At 57.8% G+C, this 20305-nt stretch carries 8 protein-coding genes and 2 pseudogenes; all 10 read left to right on the plus strand.

Annotated elements, in window-relative coordinates; all coding sequences use genetic code 11:
* Positions 1 to 197: 197 nt before the first annotated feature.
* The 10 genes and pseudogenes from B5F22_RS04685 to B5F22_RS04730 all read left to right on the plus strand — a co-directional run bounded on the left by B5F22_RS04685 (position 198) and on the right by B5F22_RS04730 (position 20293).
* Positions 198 to 2105, plus strand: coding sequence for an LPXTG cell wall anchor domain-containing protein (locus tag B5F22_RS04685; protein WP_143482188.1), 1908 nt, complete (start codon positions 198 to 200; stop codon positions 2103 to 2105).
* Positions 2106 to 2581: 476 nt separating this feature from the next.
* A pseudogene (locus B5F22_RS04690) lies at positions 2582 to 2806 on the plus strand (tyrosine-type recombinase/integrase); the annotation flags it as partial.
* Between the two features lie 165 nt (positions 2807 to 2971).
* Positions 2972 to 3442, plus strand: a pseudogene (locus B5F22_RS04695) (lysine--tRNA ligase); the annotation flags it as partial.
* Positions 3443 to 3561: 119 nt separating this feature from the next.
* Entirely contained in the window at positions 3562 to 4344 is a 783-nt protein-coding gene (locus B5F22_RS04700) for a hypothetical protein (RefSeq protein WP_087229388.1), read from the plus strand.
* 217 nt (positions 4345 to 4561) lie between these two features.
* On the plus strand, positions 4562 to 5416 hold the full coding sequence (locus B5F22_RS04705) for an undecaprenyl-diphosphate phosphatase (RefSeq protein WP_087391418.1): 855 nt from the start codon (positions 4562 to 4564) through the stop codon (positions 5414 to 5416).
* A 196-nt stretch (positions 5417 to 5612) separates the two neighbouring features.
* The gene (locus B5F22_RS04710) at positions 5613 to 6500 is read left to right on the plus strand and encodes a hypothetical protein (RefSeq protein ID WP_087391420.1); all 888 of its coding nucleotides are present in this window, start codon (positions 5613 to 5615) and stop codon (positions 6498 to 6500) included.
* Between the two features lie 400 nt (positions 6501 to 6900).
* A complete protein-coding gene (locus tag B5F22_RS04715) occupies positions 6901 to 13296 on the plus strand; it encodes a family 43 glycosylhydrolase (protein WP_087391422.1) in 6396 nt (2131 codons plus the stop codon).
* Between the two features lie 9 nt (positions 13297 to 13305).
* The gene (locus B5F22_RS04720) at positions 13306 to 15219 is read left to right on the plus strand and encodes a family 43 glycosylhydrolase (RefSeq protein ID WP_087391424.1); all 1914 of its coding nucleotides are present in this window, start codon (positions 13306 to 13308) and stop codon (positions 15217 to 15219) included.
* An 18-nt stretch (positions 15220 to 15237) separates the two neighbouring features.
* Positions 15238 to 18447: a LamG-like jellyroll fold domain-containing protein gene (locus B5F22_RS04725; protein ID WP_087391428.1), complete on the plus strand. Its 3210-nt coding sequence runs from the start codon at positions 15238 to 15240 to the stop codon at positions 18445 to 18447.
* A gap of 187 nt (positions 18448 to 18634) precedes the next feature.
* A complete protein-coding gene (locus tag B5F22_RS04730; RefSeq protein ID WP_087391430.1) occupies positions 18635 to 20293 on the plus strand; it encodes an ABC transporter ATP-binding protein in 1659 nt (552 codons plus the stop codon).
* Positions 20294 to 20305 lie beyond the last annotated feature (12 nt).

Genomic DNA, 20305 nt, shown 5'->3' on the forward strand with positions numbered 1-20305 from the left:
CACAGCCCGCCCCGGCGCAGCCGGTATCCTTTTCAAGAAGGAATATCCCTTCTTTATGCTTTGGTATTCACCAAAGCATAAAGAACTTTAACTGCGGCAAAGAAGGTTATTCGTTCCGCCCTGGCTGCCTGAACCGGCGCACCGGGGAACGGATGGCATAGAAATATAGAGAAAAAGGCGGTGATACCCCAAAGAGAATGATCAAACCGTTTATTCACATGAATGTTATCTTGAAAGGAGAAAAATCAGTTATGAAATTGAAGCGAAAACTGCTTGCAGGACTGCTGACGCTTTGTATGGCTGTTGGAATGGCTGTGCCGGCGTTTGCGGAGAACGGCCCCTCGTCCGGGGACATGAGCGCCGCATGGGTGCAGCTGTATGATAGCAGTGTAGAAGAACCCGATGGCTATGTACTTTATAGCAACGGCGGCGAGGCTGACACGGTGGAGGGCGCTGTCTATGACAAGGCTACCAACACCATCACCCTGACAAACTACAACCACCCGGAAATGACCCTTGCCACCAACGAGATGGGCGACGATTTGAAGCTTCATCTGGTGGGTGACAATCATATCGCCGAACTGGTTGTATGGGGCTTCGGCTGGGGCGGCAATCTGGAAATTACCGGAGACGGCTCCCTGACCATCAATGAAAACAAAACGTCTCAGACTGCGGCGATCCGCTTTATGGCCGAGGGAACACAGGGTCTGCTCAAGGTCGGCTCAAACGCTTCTGTGACAGCGTATAAGAGCGCAGGTGAAAACACTTATTCTGCGGCCTTTGTATCGACAACATCCTCAACCCTTCCCTTCACAGGTAATCTGGAAACAGAGCTTGCCCTGACCGCCAATTCCGGCATCGAGGGGGAGACCACCGAATGGGAAAATGTCATATATGAAAGTAACTATGTTGCTCAAGACTGGAAGGTTCTCACCAAGGGCGAGGACGGAAAGAAATACGGCGTTAGTTACGGAACAATCTACACCGGCAGCGATTTAACAAACGGCAAGCCTGTGGGCTATATCCACGAGCTGGTGAAGGTGGAAGGACTTCCTAGCCAAAAAGAATATCTTGCCGTTCAAATTGCTACCGTTGACGGACTTGAAAAGGACGCTCTGCCTGAGGGATATACCGACTCAGGGGAAACCATCAGCGCCAAAATAGGCGATATCAGCTCTATGACAGTGCTGATCAAGGACGGGCAGAGGTTTTATTGGGGAGTAGACCCGAATCAATCCCAGTGGTTGGTCTATCAGACCGCCGTTGATGACGTAACTGCGGAGGATTGGGGTCAGACAATCCTGACAAAAATTGTAGTGCCTGTGGCTGGAGAAGGCGTCAGCGGTGCGACCGAAGAAGATATTCCGGCAGGCTATACCACCAACGTGGTAAAGACCGGCATGTATAGCTACTACTGCACCAATGATGTGATCAAAGTATCCCCGTCCGGGACTTCTACCGATCCGGGCACTGATCCTGGAACAAAACCTGGTGAGGATCCGGGCACTGATCCTGGAACAAAACCTGGTGAGGATACTGGCGCCAAAGATCTGACTGCTTCCGAAACCGGTGTTTCCATCTCCCTGACCGATGGAGTGCCAGAGGGTGCAGAGCTTTATGCCGACACCATTGCACAGGAAAGCGTGCTGGGAAGCCGTCCGGAACTGAAAGAGGAGCTGCCGGGCCTGCTGTCCATTTACGACATCAGCGTTAGAAAAGACGGTAAAGCTCTGGAAATCAAGGATAACCCCATGACGGTCAAAATCCCGATGAACGACCACCTGAAGGGCTACAAATACTATCAGGCGGTATATCTGGGTGAAGAGCTGGAACGCTTTGACGCGGTGGCGGAAGGCGACTTCCTGGTGTTTGAGACTACCCATCTGAGCCAGTATGCTATCCTTGGCTCCAACACACCGTTTGAAACCAGTACGGTTCAGGACGGAGAGCAGACCGGCGCGGGCGATCAGTTTTCCGATACAACTATTCCGCAGACCGGGGACGGCAGCAACATGATGCTGTGGATTGGTCTTCTGGCTGCATCCGGAGCCGGCGTCTATGGCATGACGCTTTACAGCAGAAAGAAAAAGGAACAGAATATCTAACATTTTACAGCCGCCATCAGACAGATGGCGGCTGTTTTTGAGCCATAAAGTCTTTTCTTACGGTGCAGTATTCAAAGGGAGGTAAAATTTGACATTATACAGCATTTTGTTGTTTGTTCTTGTCTAAACTTGCGACCGACTACGAAAATTCTACGGAAAATCTCGGAAAAATCTACAAAATTAGACGGTATAATCCCTATATCAACAATTATGAACGGGGATAAACATACCGGGCGGTTGTCCTATCCCCGCAGGGGGATAAAATGCCGGGGATAAAAAAGCAAACGGAAGCGTGATCTCAATTGGAGCGAATCTGAAATGAGGGCAACGAGCGAAAAGTATCGCCTTAATTCCTATGACGGCGAAGAACTGCCGTTTGAGAACTATATGAAACTTGACAATACAAATCCGGCTCCAGATGAAGTTGCAAAAATGATTAAAGCACTCTTTTCAATCGAGGAGTAATTTACCGAAAAGCAAAAAGAGAACGTCGTGAGCCGGTCATTCTTCCGGATTTTTCTTGTCACCATCTAAGACACACTTTTTGTACCAGACTCTGTGAGCACGAAACAAATCTAAAAGTGATCCAAGATATCATGGGACATCGCAACATTGAAACGACGATGGATATCTATGCTGAAGCTACAGATCAGAAGAAGCAGGAATCATTTAACAACTTATCGAAGTTGGACATCTTTTGAGAAGGGTTCTCGGTGTGAGTCCTGACAACAAAAATTCTGCGAGGACAGCAGATTGACAACAATTTTGCTTTTTTCCTGATGTAATATGAATGAGTATGAAGTTCGGGAAAGTAAGCAAAACAAAGGATTTGAATGAATATGACGATGTACGAATTGTTGGGAAAACTTTTCCCCACCATGAAGCCTCTGGACATGCCCAAGAAGTCCGAGAGCGCCGCTGTGGCCGCTCCTGCTGCGGCCCAGAAGGTGGAGGAGAAGATCGACTTCTCCAAGGTGGAGATCGAGCCCCTGTTCTCTGATTTCGTGGACTTTGAGACCTTCTCCAAGTCTGATTTCCGTGCCGTGAAGGTGCTCTCCTGTGAGGCTGTGAAGAAGTCCAAGAAGCTGCTGAAGTTCACTCTGGATGACGGAACCGGCACCGACCGTGTGATTTTGAGCGGCATTCATGAGTATTATGAGCCCGAGGAGCTGGTGGGCAAGACCTGCATCGCCATCACCAACCTGCCTCCCCGGCCCATGATGGGCATCGATTCCTGCGGCATGCTGATTTCCGCTGTCCACCACGAGGAGGGCGTAGAGAAGCTGCATTTGCTGATGGTGGATGACCACATCCCCGCCGGCGCTAAGCTGTACTAAGCATCCCAACCGAATTTGAGATGTTAGAGAGCCCCGTGAACGATCTGGTTCACGGGGCTCTTGCCGATGTATGGAGAGTAGGGTATGATGGGGGTACGTGTAGAGTGGAGGGATGATGTTTGAAGAGAGAATATGCGGAGGCATATGTCAGGTGGTATCATGAAAAAACAGTGAACATAAACTTTTTGTTTACGATGGTAGAGTTATATCTACCTTTTGCTGTTCCATCCGTTGCATTTGCTCATGTCAGCAAAAAATTTGTATCAGCTGTTCTTTTAGTTGCAGTAATTTTATTTCAGAGCATTGTTGCAATTATACTGAAAAGAAAATTCTCTCGGCTAACGTACTACCAGCAATTTCTGCTGACAGGACTGGCTACGCTTTATACTTCATTTGTATTCCTATTGCTCTCTATATCTTATGTGGAAGTGTCTGAATTTTGGCCTGGGTACTACGTAATATTTCCAGCAGCATGGCTTCTGATTGTTGGTGTAAATCTTGGATGGACTTGGTGGCGTGTTAAGAGTGGGTATTATGTTGGCAGAGAAGAAGGAAAAGAACCTCAAAAACTGGCTGGCTCTGTGCTTATCTTCTCTGTTGCTGGAGTTATAGTTGCTCGAATGACTGGCCCGCTGTTGGGACAAACAGCGATTCGCACTATCGTGGTATGGGGCATTTTTATCCTTAGTGCGTTGTTTACGGTGGGATGTCCCAATCTTCTCAAAGCGCATCTGGTTCGAAAGTATCAAATTTATGGGGCATCGGTAGAAGCGTATGAGCCGGACACAGAGAAGAAAAAGCCGTTACTCTTACGGATTTTCCTGGTGTTGCTGGTTGGAGCTTTGATAGTGATTGGAATACCTTTGGCCATAGACATCATAACACATTATTTGGGAGTATGATAACGTTCAACTTTCTTCAAGTGGACAATTGCAAGAGGGCGTTTAAGAAATTTCTTAAGTTTTCGATTTACACTGGATTAATGGCCCGTCAAATGGTATGATGTCAAAGATAGGCTCAGCCGTTGCACGGGAATGTTGTGGGGATGTGTCCCCATGATACCTGTGCACCAAAACACGGCGAACGTGTTGGAAATCTGACATACAAGGGAGTTTTTCTATGCTAGTATTGGAACTGTTGAAGTCTCTGTTCCTAGGCGTGGTGGAGGGCATCACGGAATGGCTGCCCATCAGCTCTACGGGACACCTCATTTTGGTGGATGAGTTCATCAAGCTCAACGTCACCACGGAATTTATGGATATGTACCGCTACGTAATCCAGCTGGGCGCTATTCTGGCGGTGCTGCTGCTGTTTTTCCACCGGCTCAATCCATTTTCTCCCCGCAAGTCTGTCCGCCAGAAACGGGACACTTGGAACCTGTGGGGCAAGGTGGTGCTGGCCTGCATCCCCTCTGCGGTGGTGGGCCTGCCCCTGAACGACTGGATGGATGAGCACCTCATGACCCCCTGGGTGGTGGCCGCTGCTCTGATCATCTATGGTCTTGGGTTCCTCTATGTGGAGAACCTGCACCGTACCCCCTCCGTTCGCAGTACCGGAGACATCACCTGGAAGACCGCTTTGCTTATCGGCCTGTTCCAGACTCTGTCCATCATCCCCGGTACCTCCCGTTCTGGAGCCACCATTCTGGGCGCCATTCTCATTGGCTGCGCCCGACCCGCCGCCGCTGAGTTCTCCTTCTTCCTGGCCATCCCCACCATGGTGGGCGTGAGCATTCTGAAGCTGGGCAAGTTCTTTGCCGAGAAGCTGATGGCAGGGGAGCCCGTCTTCACCGGGGAAGAGGCCGCCATTCTGGCCGTGGGCTTTGTGGTGTCCTTTGTGGTGTCGGTGGTGTGCATCCGATTCCTCATGAACTTTGTGAAAAAAAACGACTTCAAGATTTTTGGCTGGTATCGCATTGTGCTGGGCGCGCTGGTGCTGCTGTTCTTCGGCGTGCAGGCGCTTCTGGCTCACTGATTGGTACAAGAGAGACGGTTTTTCCCATGGGAGGAACCGTCTCTTGTCATTTGACTTTATTTCTGAAACTGTGGTATGATAAGGGCCAATTCCAGAGGCGGTGTGAGAGACGCCGCCCAAGAAGGCGAAAGTGGTGAAATTAGAATTGAATCCAAATCATGGGCTACAACCCAGAGAGGAGTCAAGAGAGAGTCATATGCAGCGCAATGGGCAGGGCGAGGCCCAGCATGCGCTGCGGGAGCTGGTACGTCGCTACGGCACCAAAGTGCTGGGAGACCCCAAGATTGGCCAGCTGGCCCGGGCCAATTCGGCCCTGGCCCCCTATGGAGCGATGTTAGAGGCCTTTGCCAGAGCGGGCCTCTATGCAACATACCTGGACCATGTGGAACAGGGCAGGGAGAAGGACGCTGCCATCCGTGCAGCGGCGGACCTCCTGGCCCCCGTGGATACACCCCAGCGGGCTGCTGCAGAGTGGGTGTGTCGCGTCAACTGGCGGGTGGTGGAGCGCCGCCGTCCCGGTCCCAGCGCGCCCGCCCCACAGCAGCGCACCAAGCAGCGGCGGAGGGCACCGTCCCGGTCCATCTCCCTTCCGTCCTTCAAATTCAGAAGGTCCAAAAAGAAAAAAGAGGAGAAAGACGGGTATCCCCTGTGGGCCACGGTGCTGTGCATAGCACGAATGCTGTTAGGCCTGGGGCTGATGGCGGTGGTGCTGTACAAGAGCGGAGCGGTGTCCCTGTTGGCTCGGATGGACGAGAACCTGTGGCGTCATCTGCCTGAGACGGTACAGCAATTCATTCTCCACGCCCCGCCTGTAGCCTGGGAGCGATGGCTGGTGGAGAGCTTGGCCCAGCGGCCACCCATGCTGGAGTTTGCAAAGCTGGTGTTGCGCCAAGCCTGGTATCCCGCTGGAATCGCCTGCCTGATGCTGTGGGGCGGCTACCTGACGGTATTTGCCCCTCTGGCAGCCCATCAAGGCCAGGGGCTGATTCGGCAGATGTTGGGCGGAGCAGTGGCCCTGGTGGTGCTGGCCATGTTGTCTCTATTTGGCGTGTCGGCGCTCTATGCCATTGCCTTTCTGTGGTGAGAACCCCAGCTACTTCTATCCTGATGAGAAGTCCGGTGCAGAACGTGATATTCTGCACCGGACTTTTGCTGTCTTCATGTTTTTTAGTGGTAACATTTCCTGCGCGATAGAAACCAATAGGACGGAAGGAGGAGAAAAGAGAGAATATTTTTAGGAAAAATATAAAATTGTATAATAAAACCAATTGAGCAAAGTTGCCTGTGGGTATCCAGAGGGCTGGATTATATTTCTTTTTGGAAACAATCAAAGGGACATAACATGTGATGTACCGGAAATTGAGTGAAATCTACAAAATTGTATTGTTGGCTCCTCACAAATCTGTAAAAAATGTGCATTTTTCGTTGACTACAAATTTAGGAAGTTGTATGATGAAATCAATCTTATCACATAGGAGGGGCATATGAAAAAGCAAGTTCTATCATTGTTGCTGGCGGCAGGCATGCTGTCCAGCTACGTGGCAGTTCCTGGCATGGTGCAGGCCAAAGCGGCTTCGCCAGAGGACAGCCTCGTGGCCAATTACCAGTTCAATGGTAACTGGCAAGATTCCGTCCATCCCGGTACTGTGGGTACTGGAGAAGGCTCCAGCCAGCCCACCCTTGTCACCGATGATACCCGGGGCGAGGTGATGAAGTCGGGCAGCGGGAAGAGCTGGGTCAAGACCGACAACCCGCTGTATGGCGAAGACCTGTCCGGAGGGTTCACGGTGAGCGCATGGATTGACGCCAACGCCGTGGACACCTGGCTGGGCATTTGGAGCTTCTCTTCCGGCACAGGCAACGCCGATGGATTCTATGGCATGTCCAGTAACGGCAGCATCTACTTCAACGACAATCCCGGCGCCGCCACCTATCAGGACATGAAGGAGTTTGGCGGTACCGTCACCAAGGACGGCGGCTGGGAGCATGTCACCGTGGTGATGGACAACCAGCAGATTCGCATGTATAAGGATGGGGCCCTGGTTAAGGAGCTGACTCCCTCCACCCAGGGCGTCAACCCGGGGAAGGGCACCGACTACATGCTGGACTTCGTCTCCAGCACCCAGTTTATCTATCTGGGCACAGCCAGCCCCCATTACTGGAACTCTGGGGACTTCAAGATGGACGACTTCAAGGTCTATTCCAAGGCCCTCACCGAGGACGAGGTGCGCACCGAGTACCTGTCCGACGAGACCGAGGCTGCTGCCATTGTGGCGGGGGACAAGGCCGCTTTGACCGTGGCTGACATGGCCAGCATGGACCTGACCCTGCCCACCGTGGGCAGCAGCGGCTACACCACCATCTCCTGGGTCTCCAGCAATCCCGATGTCATCGCTCCCGATGGCACCGTGGTGCGCCCGGAGGAAGACACCCAGGTGACCCTCACTGCCACCATCTCCCTGGGGCAGGTGTCTGACACCAAGGAGTTTACCGTGACGGTGCCCAAGCAGAACCCCAATGGCGATCTGGCCATTTATCGGGACCAGCTGACGCTGGGCGCTGGCTACATTGCCGGAGACCTGGAGCTGCCCGACTCCATCGGGGCTGCCTCCATCACCTGGACCTCCAGCGATGAGGAGTTTGTCACGTCTGAGGGCAACGTGACCCGCCCCCAGAACGGCAACGCCGCTGTGACCCTCACCGCTACCCTGAGCCTGGATGGGGCCGACGATGTGACCAAGGACATCAAGCTGGTGGTGCTGGAGCAGGGCGCGGACATCGCCTCCTATGTGAGCAATGACCCCGATCTGTCCACCGATGGCCTGCGTGGCCAGACCGGCGGCATGAAGGTTGCTCAGGAGGAGGCAGACGGCACCTTCACCGCTCTGCACAAGGACCAGCCCATCATGTACACCACCCTGGGGGCCAAGGCCTATGTGTCTCCCGTGCTGCTGCGCAAGGCAGATGGAGACCGCTTTGCCATGATCGCCGGGGATGGCGGCAACAACTCCACCATCCTGGTGTACGACTCGGACGACCTCATCGACTACACCAACGAGCGCACGGTGTCCCTGCCCGGCGTGTCCAGCATCGCCAAGCTGGCGTGCGTGTACGATTTGACCGCAGAGGAATACCTTTTGTATGTAGAGGATAAGGCCGGGACGGTGCACCAGTACTCCTCCAAGGATTTGTCTGCGTTTGAAAAAGCAGAAAGTACAAATTATACCTTCTCCAGCCTGTCTGGCGTGCCCTCTGACGCTGTGTGGGCCACCTCCATCCCCCTGACCCAGGCGGAGTATGACAAGCTTACTGCCAAGTACTCCAACCCCTACAACACCTCCATCACCCCGGTGACCCAGGAGGTGACCGTGGAGGAGAACGGCGATGCCCAGCAGGCTCTGGATGAGGCTGTGGGTGAGCTGATCGCTCAGTACTCCAACGGGGAAGAGCGCACCTACGATGTGCGCTGGAATACCTCCGATCTGGACAAGGTGGACACCAGCCGTCCCGGCGTGGAGTACACCATCCGGGGCACCATCGGTGGCAGTGCTTACTACACCGACGCCCAGGACCCCCTCATTGAGGAGCGGGCAGACCCCAGCATTACCTACGACGAGGAGCGGGACCTGTACTACTTCACCGCCTCCTATCCCGTCAACGGCAAGGACGGGGCGGACGGCTATGACCGCCTGGTCATCCGTGTGGCGGACACCATCGAGGGTCTGGCCGACGCCCAGGAGTATGTGATCTGGGACGAGAGTGAGAGCCAGGGCTTTGGTCAGTTCATCTGGGCCCCCGAGCTGCACAAGATCGGCGACTCCTGGTACTTCCTGAGCACCGCCGCCCGGGTGGAGAGCGGGTACAGCTTCGATCTGCGCCCCTTCCTGCTCAAGTGCAACAACGCCGATGACATCACCAACCCCGACAGCTGGGGCGAGCCGCAGCGCATCAACCTCAAGGCCGGGGATACCACCGCCCTCAACGCCATGTCTCTGGACATGACTTACTTTGAGGTGGGGGACAAGGCCTACTACGCCTGGGCCGACTTTACCCGCAATGCGGACAACCCCAACGGCGTGTCCAGCATCTACATCGCCAGCGTGGACCCTGTAAACCCCACCCAGCTGACCAGCAACTGCTCGGTGATCTCGGTGCCGGAGTACTACTGGGAGCTCCAGCGCTACACTGTCAATGAGGGGCCCTCTGTGCTCCAGAACAATGGCAAGGTGTACATGGCCTTCTCCGCCTCCGGCACCGGCGCAGAGTACTGCATCGGCCTGCTCACCGCGGATGCCACCAGCGATCTGCTGGACCCCGACTCCTGGACCAAGACCCCCTATCCCATCATGACCAGCGGCGACTTCAACGACGAGCTGTGCGGCCCTGGCCACAACTCCTTTACCGTGGATGAGGATGGCAACCCTGTCATCGTCTACCACGCCCGCAACGCCGCCGAGCACGCCAACCACAGCGGCGACCCCCTGTACGACGCCTGCCGCCACGCCTACGTCAAGCCCGTGTTCTTTGACTCCGAGGGCGTGCCTGTGCTGAACATGTCCGACGACGAGTTTGTGAAGGGCGGCTCTGAGATCACCGTGACCCTGAAGGTGGCCGGTGAGGCCCAGGAGGCCCAGCCTGTGCTGGAGTACAACTTTGACGAGGATTGCAACGGCGAGACCGCCAAGGACAGCGTGGGCGACAACGACGCCACTCTGGAGGGCGGCGCTGTGTACGCCCAGGACCCCGACTACGGCCAGGTGCTCTACTTGGACGGCGACAGCAGCGACGGCTGGGGCGGCAATGACAGCTATCTGGCCTTCCCCGAGGGCTTCTTCGACGGCATGGACAGCGTCACCATCTCCATGGACGTCAAGGAAGTGACCCGCTGGGGCAACTTCTTCACCTTTACCATTGGTCAGGACAACCAGAAGTACCTGTTCCTGAAGACCATGCCCACCAACCTGAAGCTGGCCATCACCACTGGTAGCTACAGCACCGAGCAGATTGCCTCCTGGAGCGGCGCCTATCCCGACAACAGCCGCACTTGGGTGAACCTCAAGCTGGTGGTGACCAAGGATAGTATCAGTATTTACCGGGACGGTGAGCTGGTGGCAGAGAAGCAGAACACCGGCATCAGCATCTCCGATCTGGGCGACAACCTGAAGGCCTATCTGGGCAAGTCCTTCTACGGGGAGGACCTGTACTTCCGTGGCTACTTCGACAATGTGAAGGTTTACGACTACGCCATGTCTGAGTGGGAGGTCAAGACCTCTTACCAGCAGGACGAGGCGGACCGTCTGGCCATGCTGGAGGACGTGCAGCGGGTGGCCGAGACCTTTACCATCCCCAACGCCGACGACATCCGGGGCAACATCACCCTGCCCCAGGAGCAGGACGGCGTGAGCATTTCCTGGACTTCCTCCAACGAGGACGTCATCAGCACCGCTGTGGTGGAAAACGAGAACTACGATGCCACCCCCGCTGGTGTGGTCACCCGCGGGGAGGAGGACCAAACCGTCACCCTCACCGCTGTCTTCTCCAAGGAGGGCCAGACTTCCGTGACCAAGACCTATGACGTGGTGGTCAAGGCCAAGGCGGAAGCCGTCACCGAGGACGACTATGTGGGCTACCTGTTTGTCCACTTCACCGGCAACGAGGCCGCTGCCTCCCACGAGCAGACCTACTTCTCCATCAGTGAGGACGGCTTGAACTGGACCGACCTGAACAACAACCAGGCAGTGCTTACCAGCAACATCGGTGAGAGCGGCCTGCGGGACCACTTCATCGCCCGGGCGCCCGAGGGCGACAAATACTACATGATCGCCACCGACCTGAGCATCTACCACAACGGCGGCAACTGGCCCGGCGCTGGCGGCAGCGGCAGCCACGGCATTGTGGTGTGGGAGTCCACCGACCTGGTGAACTGGAGCGAGCCCTGGATTGCCGAGATCGCCCCCGAGAACGCCGGATGCACCTGGGCCCCGGAGTTCATCTATGATGACACCACCGGGGAGTATGTGGTGTACTGGTCCGCCACCTCCATTGAGGTGGACGAGGAGGGCAACATCGCCCAGGAGTATGAGAACCACGCCATCTATTACAGCAAGACCCGTGATTTCCGCACCTTCACCGATCCCGTGCTCTACCACGCCGGTGGCACCGATGCCAACGGCAAGCGCATCAAGGTCATCGACTCCACCATGATCGAGGACGATGGCAAGTACTACCGCTATACCAAGAACGAGAGCCGGGGCATCATCGAGATTGACGTGGCCGACTCCGTGCTGGGCACCTTCACTCCCATCGAGTCTGTGGACCTGAGCACCAACCTGCCCGCCGCTCAGGGCGCTGTGGAAGGCCCCATCATCTTCAAGCTCAACGAGAAGAGCGCAGAGGGTGAGGACCAGTGGTGCCTGATGGTGGACCGCTTCGCCAGAGGCCAGGGCTACTATCCTCTGATCACCACCGATCTGTCCTCCGGGGAGTTCACCATGCTGGACGACAGCCAGTACTCCATGCCCAGCAAGTACCGCCATGGCTACGTGATGCCCCTCACCGCCAAGGAGTATGACGCTCTGCAGCGCGCCTACGGCTCTGAGGACTATGTGAGCACCTACCTGCTGGAGCAGACCATTGAGGCTGCCAAGGGCATCGACATGGACGCCCTGACCCAGGACAGCGCCCAGGCTCTGGCCCAGGCCATCGCTACCGCGGAGGAGGCTCTGACCACCGTTCAGACCACCCAGGAGGCGGACGCCGCCGCCCAGGCTCTGCAAGAGGTCATGGACAACCTGACCTATCAGGAGGACGTGGTGCTGGAGTCCATCCAGGTCACCGCTCCCAACAAGACTGAGTACACCCAGGGCGAGGAGCTGGACCTCACTGGTATGACCGTCACCGCCACCTACAGCAACGGCACCACCCAGGATGTCACTGCCCAGGCCAGCGTTACCGGGTATGACAAGGACCAGGTGGGTGCACAGACCATCACCGTCACCTACACCCAGGACACCATCACCGTCACCGACACCTTCACTGTCACCGTGACAGAGGTGGAGGAGCCCAGCAATGTGGACAAGACTCTGTTGGAGAAGACCATCGCCTATGCCGAGACCCTGTCCACCGACGGTGTCACCGACTCCGCCGTGGCCGCTTTCCAGAAGGCCTTGACCGAGGCCAAGGCCGTGATGGCCGACACCAATGCCACCCAGGAGCAGGTGAACGCCGCTTGGGACAACCTGCTGGAGGGCATCTGGGGTCTGGGCCTTGTCCAAGGCGACAAGACTCTGCTGGAGCAGCTTATCACCAAGGCCGACGGCATGATGGCGGACGCTGACAAGTATGTGGCCACCAACTGGCAGCAGCTGGTGGACGCTCTGGCCGCAGCCAAGGACGTGGCCGCGGATGGGGATGCCATGGATGAGGACATCCAGCCTGTGGCGGAGGCTCTGCTGAATGCCATCCTGGCCCAGCGTTTCAAGGCGGACAAGTCCATCCTGGAAGGCCTCATCGGCCAGGCCGAGGGCATGGACCTGACCGGATACACCGCCGAGTCTGTGGCCGCCTTCCGCACCGCTCTGGCCACGGCCCAGGCTGTGATGGCGGATGCCACCCTGTCTGAGGACGACCAGAAGACTGTGGACGAGGCCGTGGCCGTTCTCACCGCTGCCATGAACGGCCTCACCGCCCAGGGCGAGACTCAGCCTTCGGACAAGCCCGAGACCACCGACAAGCCCCAGGCTACCCAGAAGCCCGACTCGGAGGGCGGAAGCGTTCAGACTGGGGACCAGGCCAATGTGGTGCTGCCCGCAGCGGTGACTCTGCTGGCTCTGGTAGGACTGATGTTTGTGATTAGCTACGGAAAAAAGAAACGGGGGTAAGAACAGCGTATGAACCGCAAACGGTTTGTGGCAGCCGCCACGGCAATGCTTATGTGCATTGCCGTGGGCGGCTACGCCGCTGTGGCAGGGCAGGAGACCCAGCCCCAGGTGAAAGTCCTGGATAAGAGTGTATCCGGCAATCCCATGCTGGGCTTTGATGAAAATGGCGACGTGCTCTACGGCGGAGACCCCTCCATTTTGGTGGACGGGGACACCGTATACTGCTACGTGGGGCATGACACCTCCACCGGTGAGTACTATCACATGCCGGATTGGCGGTGCTACTCCTCCACAGACATGGAGAACTGGACCTATGAGGGGGAGATCCTCAACGCCGCTGACATCTCCTGGGCGGCGGATGACGTGTCCGCCTGGGCTTCTCAGGTGGCCAAGGGCAGCGATGGAAAGTATTATCTGTACTACTGCACCGAGGCGGACCGAGCCAACGGCGGCGGTAAATCCATCGGTGTGGCGGTGGCTGACCAGGCCACAGGTCCCTTTGTGGACATTGGCCACCCCCTGGTGCGCAACATCGACACCCCCAACGGCCCCCACACCTGGGAGGACATCGACCCCACCATCTGGATGGAGACGGATGAGAACGGAGTGGAGCACCGGTATCTGGGCTGGGGCAACAACCGCTTCTTCGTCTGTGAGCTCAACGAGGACATGGTCTCCATCCTGGACCGGGACGGCGACCCCGCCCACCTCTCGGTGGGCTACTACTCGGAGGACGGCACCCCCAATGACATCGTCATTGGCAAGATGAACGGCATCGAGATCTTCAACGACCAGGACAAGTTTGAGGGCCACAGCTACACCGAGGCCCCCTACTACTACCGGCAGCAGGATGAGAATGGCAACTATTTTGGCCCCTATTACATGTTCTTTGCCACCGACTGGCGGGAGCAGATGGCCTACGCCACCACCGATGACATTATGACCAATGAGTGGGAGTTTGGCGGCATCCTCATGGAGCCCTCTGCCACAGGCAACACCAACCACATGGCAGTCTTTGACTTCCAGGGTCAGACCTACTTTGTCTACCACGACGGCAGCCTGCCCCACGGCAGCGGCTTCCGCCGGGTGGCCTGTGTGGAGAAGATGGAGATCAATGCCGATGGCACCATCGACCCCATCGCCAAGACCGCTGTGGGCCTCACCGGTACGGTGAGCACCATCACCGACTACACCGGGGCCTATGTGGCCAACGAGCCCTTTGAAAACTCCCTGTCCGACTCCTTCTACCCCATCACCGACTGGAGCACCGCCAGCCTCACCGCCCGGGGCAGCAAGGACATTCTGGTGGACTTCTTCCAGACCGGCACCGAGAAGGAGTGGGAAATCAATCCCGGTAAGGCGGACAAGAGCGTGGAGGAGTACGTCTCCATTGAGTCCAACAACAAGCCGGGCTTGTACATCACCGCCGGGGACAGCTCCGGGGACACCATCCCTGTGGTGCTGGCCCAGGACGCCGGTGGCACCCAGGACGAGGCTCTGCGCATGACCTTCCGCACCCTGGAGGGTTTTGCCGGAAAGGGCGTGAGCTTTGAGAGCGTGAAGTACCCCGGCTACTACCTGGTCAGTCGGGACGGCGATCTGCTGCTGGCCCAGGACGTGGGGGACGAGGAGGCCACCTTCTTTGTCTCCACCGAGGACACCGCGGTCACCAGCCAGCCTGCCGACGTGCAGAAGACCACCCGGATGTACACGGTGGGGGAGACCCTGAACACCGACGACATCCGTATCCTGCTCCAAACGGGGGACGGCCAGTATGTGACGGTGGACCACTACACCACCAACGCCTCTGAGGTGGACATGAGCACCACGGGTAAGAAGGAGTTGCGGGTCACCTACCAGTACGCAGGCAAGCAATATGAGGCTTCCATCACCATCACCGTGGTGGAGCAGGACTACCGCTGAGAGGAGGAAGACAGGGATATGAAACACAGCAAATTCATCTCTGCCCTGTTGGCCGGGGCCATGGTGTTTACCAGTACCTCTCTGCCGGGTTACCTCCAGGCCAGCGCCCAGGGCGTGGCTCTGGAGGACGGACTGGTGGCCGACTATTCCTTTGACGGCGAAACCCTCGCCGACGAAAAGGGGGGCAGCGGTGCCTCCGCCATCGTGACGGGGCTCAATGCCTACAGCGGCGCCCCCGTCTATGAAGCGGGTAAGGAGGGCAAGGCCCTCCGGCTGGGGGACTACGGCTTGAAGCTGAACCGGGAGGACCTGGGGGACAACTTCACCGTGTCCCTGTGGCTGAACTGGGACGGCTCGGTGGTGTATAACCAGAGCGTCCTCTTCCTGGGCTATCATAACCCGGAGAAGTGGCTGGCTGTGGGCGGAACAGAACACGACGGCCTGACCAACAGCCGTTTTTGGGCCAACGGCAACGGCTATTCCTGGACCACACTGGGCAGTGCCGACCTCAGCGGGGGCTGGCACCAGTTGACCCTGGTGGGTTCCTCCGGCGGCGTGGCCGCCTACCTGGACGGGGAACTGTGCGGGTCTGGGACCAGCAACGGACCCCTCACCGGGGCAGACCAGGACATCTATGTGGGTGTCAACAACTGGGACGAGGAGTTTACCGGGCTGGTGGACGAGGTCAAGGTGTACGACCGCACCCTCAGTGAGGCGGAGATCTACCGTCTCTATGACAGTGAGACCTCCACCGAAACCCTGTTGGACCAGACTGGCATCACCGCCACCTCCAGCTTGAGCATGGTGGTGGGGCGCACCCAGTCCATTGAGGTCTCCATGCACCCGGTGGTGGCAGCAGCTGTCCCCACCGTCATCTATGAGACCAGTGACGACACCGTGGCCCAGGTTTCCCAGGACGGCGTGGTTACCGCGGTGGCCTCCGGCAACGCCGTCATCACCACCACCGTGACCCTGGGGTCTGTAACCAAGACCGCCCAGACCAACGTGACGGTGGGCGGCACCCTGGACGATCGCCTGGTGGCTTCCTTCGACTTTGAGAACACCCTGGACAACGGAGTGGAGGGCGGCACCGATGCCCAGGCCCTGGGGTACAAGCTGGGCAGCTACACCGGAGAAGTGAGCTATGAGCAGGGCCGGGACGGCCAGGCGGTCCGCCTGGGCGACTATGGCCTGAAGCTCAACCAGCAGGATGTGGGGGACGAGTACACCGTGTCCTTCTGGGTGAAAAACCATTCCGCGCTGGCGGAAAACCAGGTGCTGCTCCTTCTGGGCTATCATGACCCGGAGAACTGGATGGCTCTGTCCGGCAGCCAGAGCAACACCTCCAAACTGAAGTTCTGGGGCAATGGCGGCGGATTTAGCTGGACCACGCTGGCCAATACCTCCGTGCCCGCCGACACCTGGCACCAGATCACCATCACTGGAACCCAGGGTCAGGCCACCCTGTATCGGGACGGCGTGAGCCTGGGTACCGTCCAGAGCAACAACCCCCTGTCTGGGTCCAATGCGGACATCTACCTGGGCGTGAACAACTGGGATACCCTGTTTGACGGCCTGGTGGATGAAGTGCGAGTGTACAACATCGCCCTGTCCCAGGAGGAAGTGCAGGAGCAGGCCCTGGATGAGTTCCAGACCATGTTCCAGCAGAGCGTAGAGGGGACCCTTGAGGTCGCCCAGCTGCTGGGGGACAACGACAGTGCCCAGGATGTGCGCTATGACCTGACCCTGCCCCAGACTGCCGGAGGCATGGATGTGACCTGGACCAGCAGCAACCCGGATGTCATCGCCGCGGACGGCTCTGTGACCAGCCCGGAGACGGACACCGACGTGTCCCTCACAGCAGTGTTCCAGAACGGCCTGCTGCGCTATGAGGTGAGCTTTGACTTCACCGTCACTGCCTTTGACCGTTCCCAGCTGGACACTCTGCTGGAGCAGGCACGTGCGGTGGACACCACATTGCTCACCCCGGAGAGCGCCCAGCGTCTGGCTCAGGCCGTTGAGGCTGCGGAGGGTGTGGAGAACACCTTTGCAGCGGTGGACCAGGCGGTCCGGACCCTGTGCTTTACCCTGGACCACCTCTACTACCGGGATGAGGCGGTGAACCCTTTCGCCTTCATCCAGGAGGCAGAGACCCAGGTGGAGCTGGAGGCAGGGGAGACCGCCCAGGTGTTCACCCTTCCCGACCGTGTCAAGGACTATGTCACCGTGACCTACACCACTGGAAATGAGGACGTGGCCACGTATCAGGACGGCGTGGTGACCGTAGCGGGCTCTGGAAAGACCATTGTCACTGCCACCGTCACCGCCAAGTATGACGGCTTCCAGATGGCCTATTCCACTGCCGTAGAGGTGCTGGGTCAGCCGGAGCCCACTCCCGAGCCCGGCGATGTGGACAAGACTCTGTTGGAGAAGACCATCGCCTATGCCGAGACCCTGTCCACCGATGGTGTCACCGACTCCGCCGTGGCCGCCTTCCAGAAGGTGCTGGCCGAGGCTAAGGCCGTGATGGCTGACGAGAACGCCGACCAGGCCCAGGTGAACGCCGCTTGGGACAATCTGCTGGAGGGCATCTGGGGGCTAGGCCTTGTCCAAGGCGACAAGACTCTACTGGAGCAGCTCATCACCAAGGCCGACGGCATGATGGCTGAGGCCGACAAGTATGTGGAGACCAACTGGCAGCAGCTGGTGGACGCTCTGGCCGCAGCCAAGGACGTGGCCGCGGATGGGGATGCCATGGACGAGGACATCCAGCCTGTGGCGGAGGCTCTGTTGGACGCCATCCTGGCCCAACGCTTCAAGGCGGACAAGTCCATCCTGGAAGACCTCATCGGCCAGGCCGAGGGCATGGACCTGACCGGATACACCGCCGAGTCCGTGGCCGCCTTCCGCACCGCTCTGGCCACGGCCCAGGCTGTGATGGCGGATGCCACCCTGTCTGAGGACGACCAGGACAAGGTGGACGATGCCGTAGCAGCTCTGAGCGCCGCCATGGACGGCCTCACCGCCGAGGGCGAGACTCAGCCCTCGGACCAGCCCGAGAGCTCTCAGAACCCTGAGACAACCGACCAGCCCCAGGCCACTGAGAAGCCGGAGAACGTGCCTCAGACGGGCGACTCCGCTCAGCTGATGGGATATGTGGCCGCTCTGGCCACTGCTGTGATGGCGCTGGGCGCTGTCACCGTGGTGCGTCGCCGCCGCCGCAATTGAATCGGTTTAGGCTGAGAAATCAGCCAAAATAAGAAAAAGGGATGCGCCGCAAACCTGTCAGGTTTGCAGCGTATCCCTTTTTGTCTGATTGTGCAGGAAGGAAACTTACCCTTCATGGATGGGGGCGGGTGTGCTATAATCAAACGGTATCTGTGTGTGGAACCCTTGCGAGAAAGAGAGGAACAAGATGAACGAGAGAAAGCGCCCCCTGTGGCTGTTTTTTACCTATCTCAGACAGGGAAAAGGACACCTGGCCCTGTATCTCCTGTTGGCGCCCCTCAACGCTCTGGTGGAGATCGGCTTGGCGGCGGCTATGGCCTCTGCTGTGGACTATGCCATGTCCGGCCAAGTGCAGGACATGGGGCGGTATGTGGGCCTTTACGCCCTCTATGTGCTGCTGGGCTTCGGGGTGGGCTACGGCGTGAAACGGGCCCGGATTTTGCTGTTGGGCCGGGTGATTGCCGCCTTGAAGCAGGACGTCTATGAGCATGTGATGTACTTTCCCTATCCCAAGTTTCGGGAGAACAATTCCGCGGAGTACCTGGCGGAGCTGACCAGCAACATGGAGATCGTCCGGGAGTCCTATTTCACCGCTCTGTTGCGCCTCTATCCCGAGGTGTTAAAGTTTGTGGTGGCCACCGTGGCCATGATATGGCTGAGCCCCTGGCTGGGGATGTACGTCCTGCTGCTGGCGGGATTGCAGATGGTGGTACCCGTCATTTTCTCCAAGAAGATCACGGAGAAGGGGCGTTATTACGCTCAGTGCAACGAGGGGTATATGGTCACCGCTAAAGAGGACCTGCTGTCCTATGAGACCTCCACCCTGTATCAGATTTTGGGCTTTCTCACCGGGCGGCACCGGAAGAAGAGCGTGGAAACCGAGCGGGCCCGCAGCGACTCCAAACTGATCAACGCCATGTCCTATGAGGTGTCCTTTGCCATCGGCAACGTGATGTACCTGGGCATCTACGTCATCGGCGCCTTTCTCACCCTCACCGGACACCTGGGGGTGCCCGCCATCATTGCCGCCGCCCAGCTGATGGTGTACATTGCCTCTCCGCTGACCACCATCAGCGGGGACATTGCCGAGCTGAAATCGGCCCTGAAGGTGGTGGGGCAGTATGTGCAGCTGGTGACAGGGCCCCAGCGTCCCCAAGGGGGTGTCCAACCCGGCCCCTTTGCCCACAGCCTGTCCCTGGACCACGTCACCTTCTCCTATGGGGATCGCACGCTGCTCAGCGGCCAGAGCTACGCCTTTGAAAAGGGGAAGAAGTACATCATCCACGGGGAGTCTGGCTGCGGAAAATCCACCCTGCTGAAACTCTTGCAGCGGCTGCTGCCGCCCCAGGCCGGGGCTGTGACCCTGGACGGGGTGGATGTGGAGCAGGTAGACCGGACAGCCTATGCCGCCAAACTGTGCTGTATTCCCCAAGAGCCATTCCTCTTTGACGATACCATCCTGGAAAACGTGCGGCTCTACCGGGATTACACCCAGGAGCAGGTGATGGAGGCTTTGGACAAAGCGGGGCTTGCCCAAATGGTGGCCCGGCTGCCCCAGGGGGTCCACACCCCCATCGGGGAGAACGCCTCCTTCCTCTCCGGCGGAGAAAAGCAGCGGCTGGCCATTGCCCGGGCCCTGCTCTCCAACCCGGAGATTTTGCTGGTGGACGAGGGCACCTCCCACTTGGACCCGGCCACCGCCCAGGAGATTGAGACACTGATTTTCTCCATCCCTCACCTGACGGTGATTGCCGTGTCCCATATCCTCCACCCCTCCACGGTGGAGATGGCCCACAAGATGCTCCATCTCCACGGGGGCATGCTGGAGGAAGAACCCATACCATGAAAGAAGGGAACA

The organism is Pseudoflavonifractor sp. An187 (assembly GCF_002160275.1).
GTDB lineage: Bacteria > Bacillota > Clostridia > Oscillospirales > Oscillospiraceae > Enterenecus > Enterenecus faecium.

Excerpts from the sequence above, each read along its gene's own strand:
- B5F22_RS04705 (WP_087391418.1), top strand. The coding sequence starts at position 4,562 with ATGCTAGTATTGGAACTGTTGAAGTCTCTGTTCCTAGGCGTGGTGGAG.
- B5F22_RS04730 (WP_087391430.1), top strand. The coding sequence starts at position 18,635 with ATGAACGAGAGAAAGCGCCCCCTGTGGCTGTTTTTTACCTATCTCAGA.
- B5F22_RS04710 (WP_087391420.1), top strand. The coding sequence starts at position 5,613 with ATGCAGCGCAATGGGCAGGGCGAGGCCCAGCATGCGCTGCGGGAGCTG.
- B5F22_RS04725 (WP_087391428.1), top strand. The coding sequence starts at position 15,238 with ATGAAACACAGCAAATTCATCTCTGCCCTGTTGGCCGGGGCCATGGTG.
- B5F22_RS04720 (WP_087391424.1), top strand. The coding sequence starts at position 13,306 with ATGAACCGCAAACGGTTTGTGGCAGCCGCCACGGCAATGCTTATGTGC.
- B5F22_RS04685 (WP_143482188.1), top strand. The coding sequence starts at position 198 with ATGATCAAACCGTTTATTCACATGAATGTTATCTTGAAAGGAGAAAAA.
- B5F22_RS04715 (WP_087391422.1), top strand. The coding sequence starts at position 6,901 with ATGAAAAAGCAAGTTCTATCATTGTTGCTGGCGGCAGGCATGCTGTCC.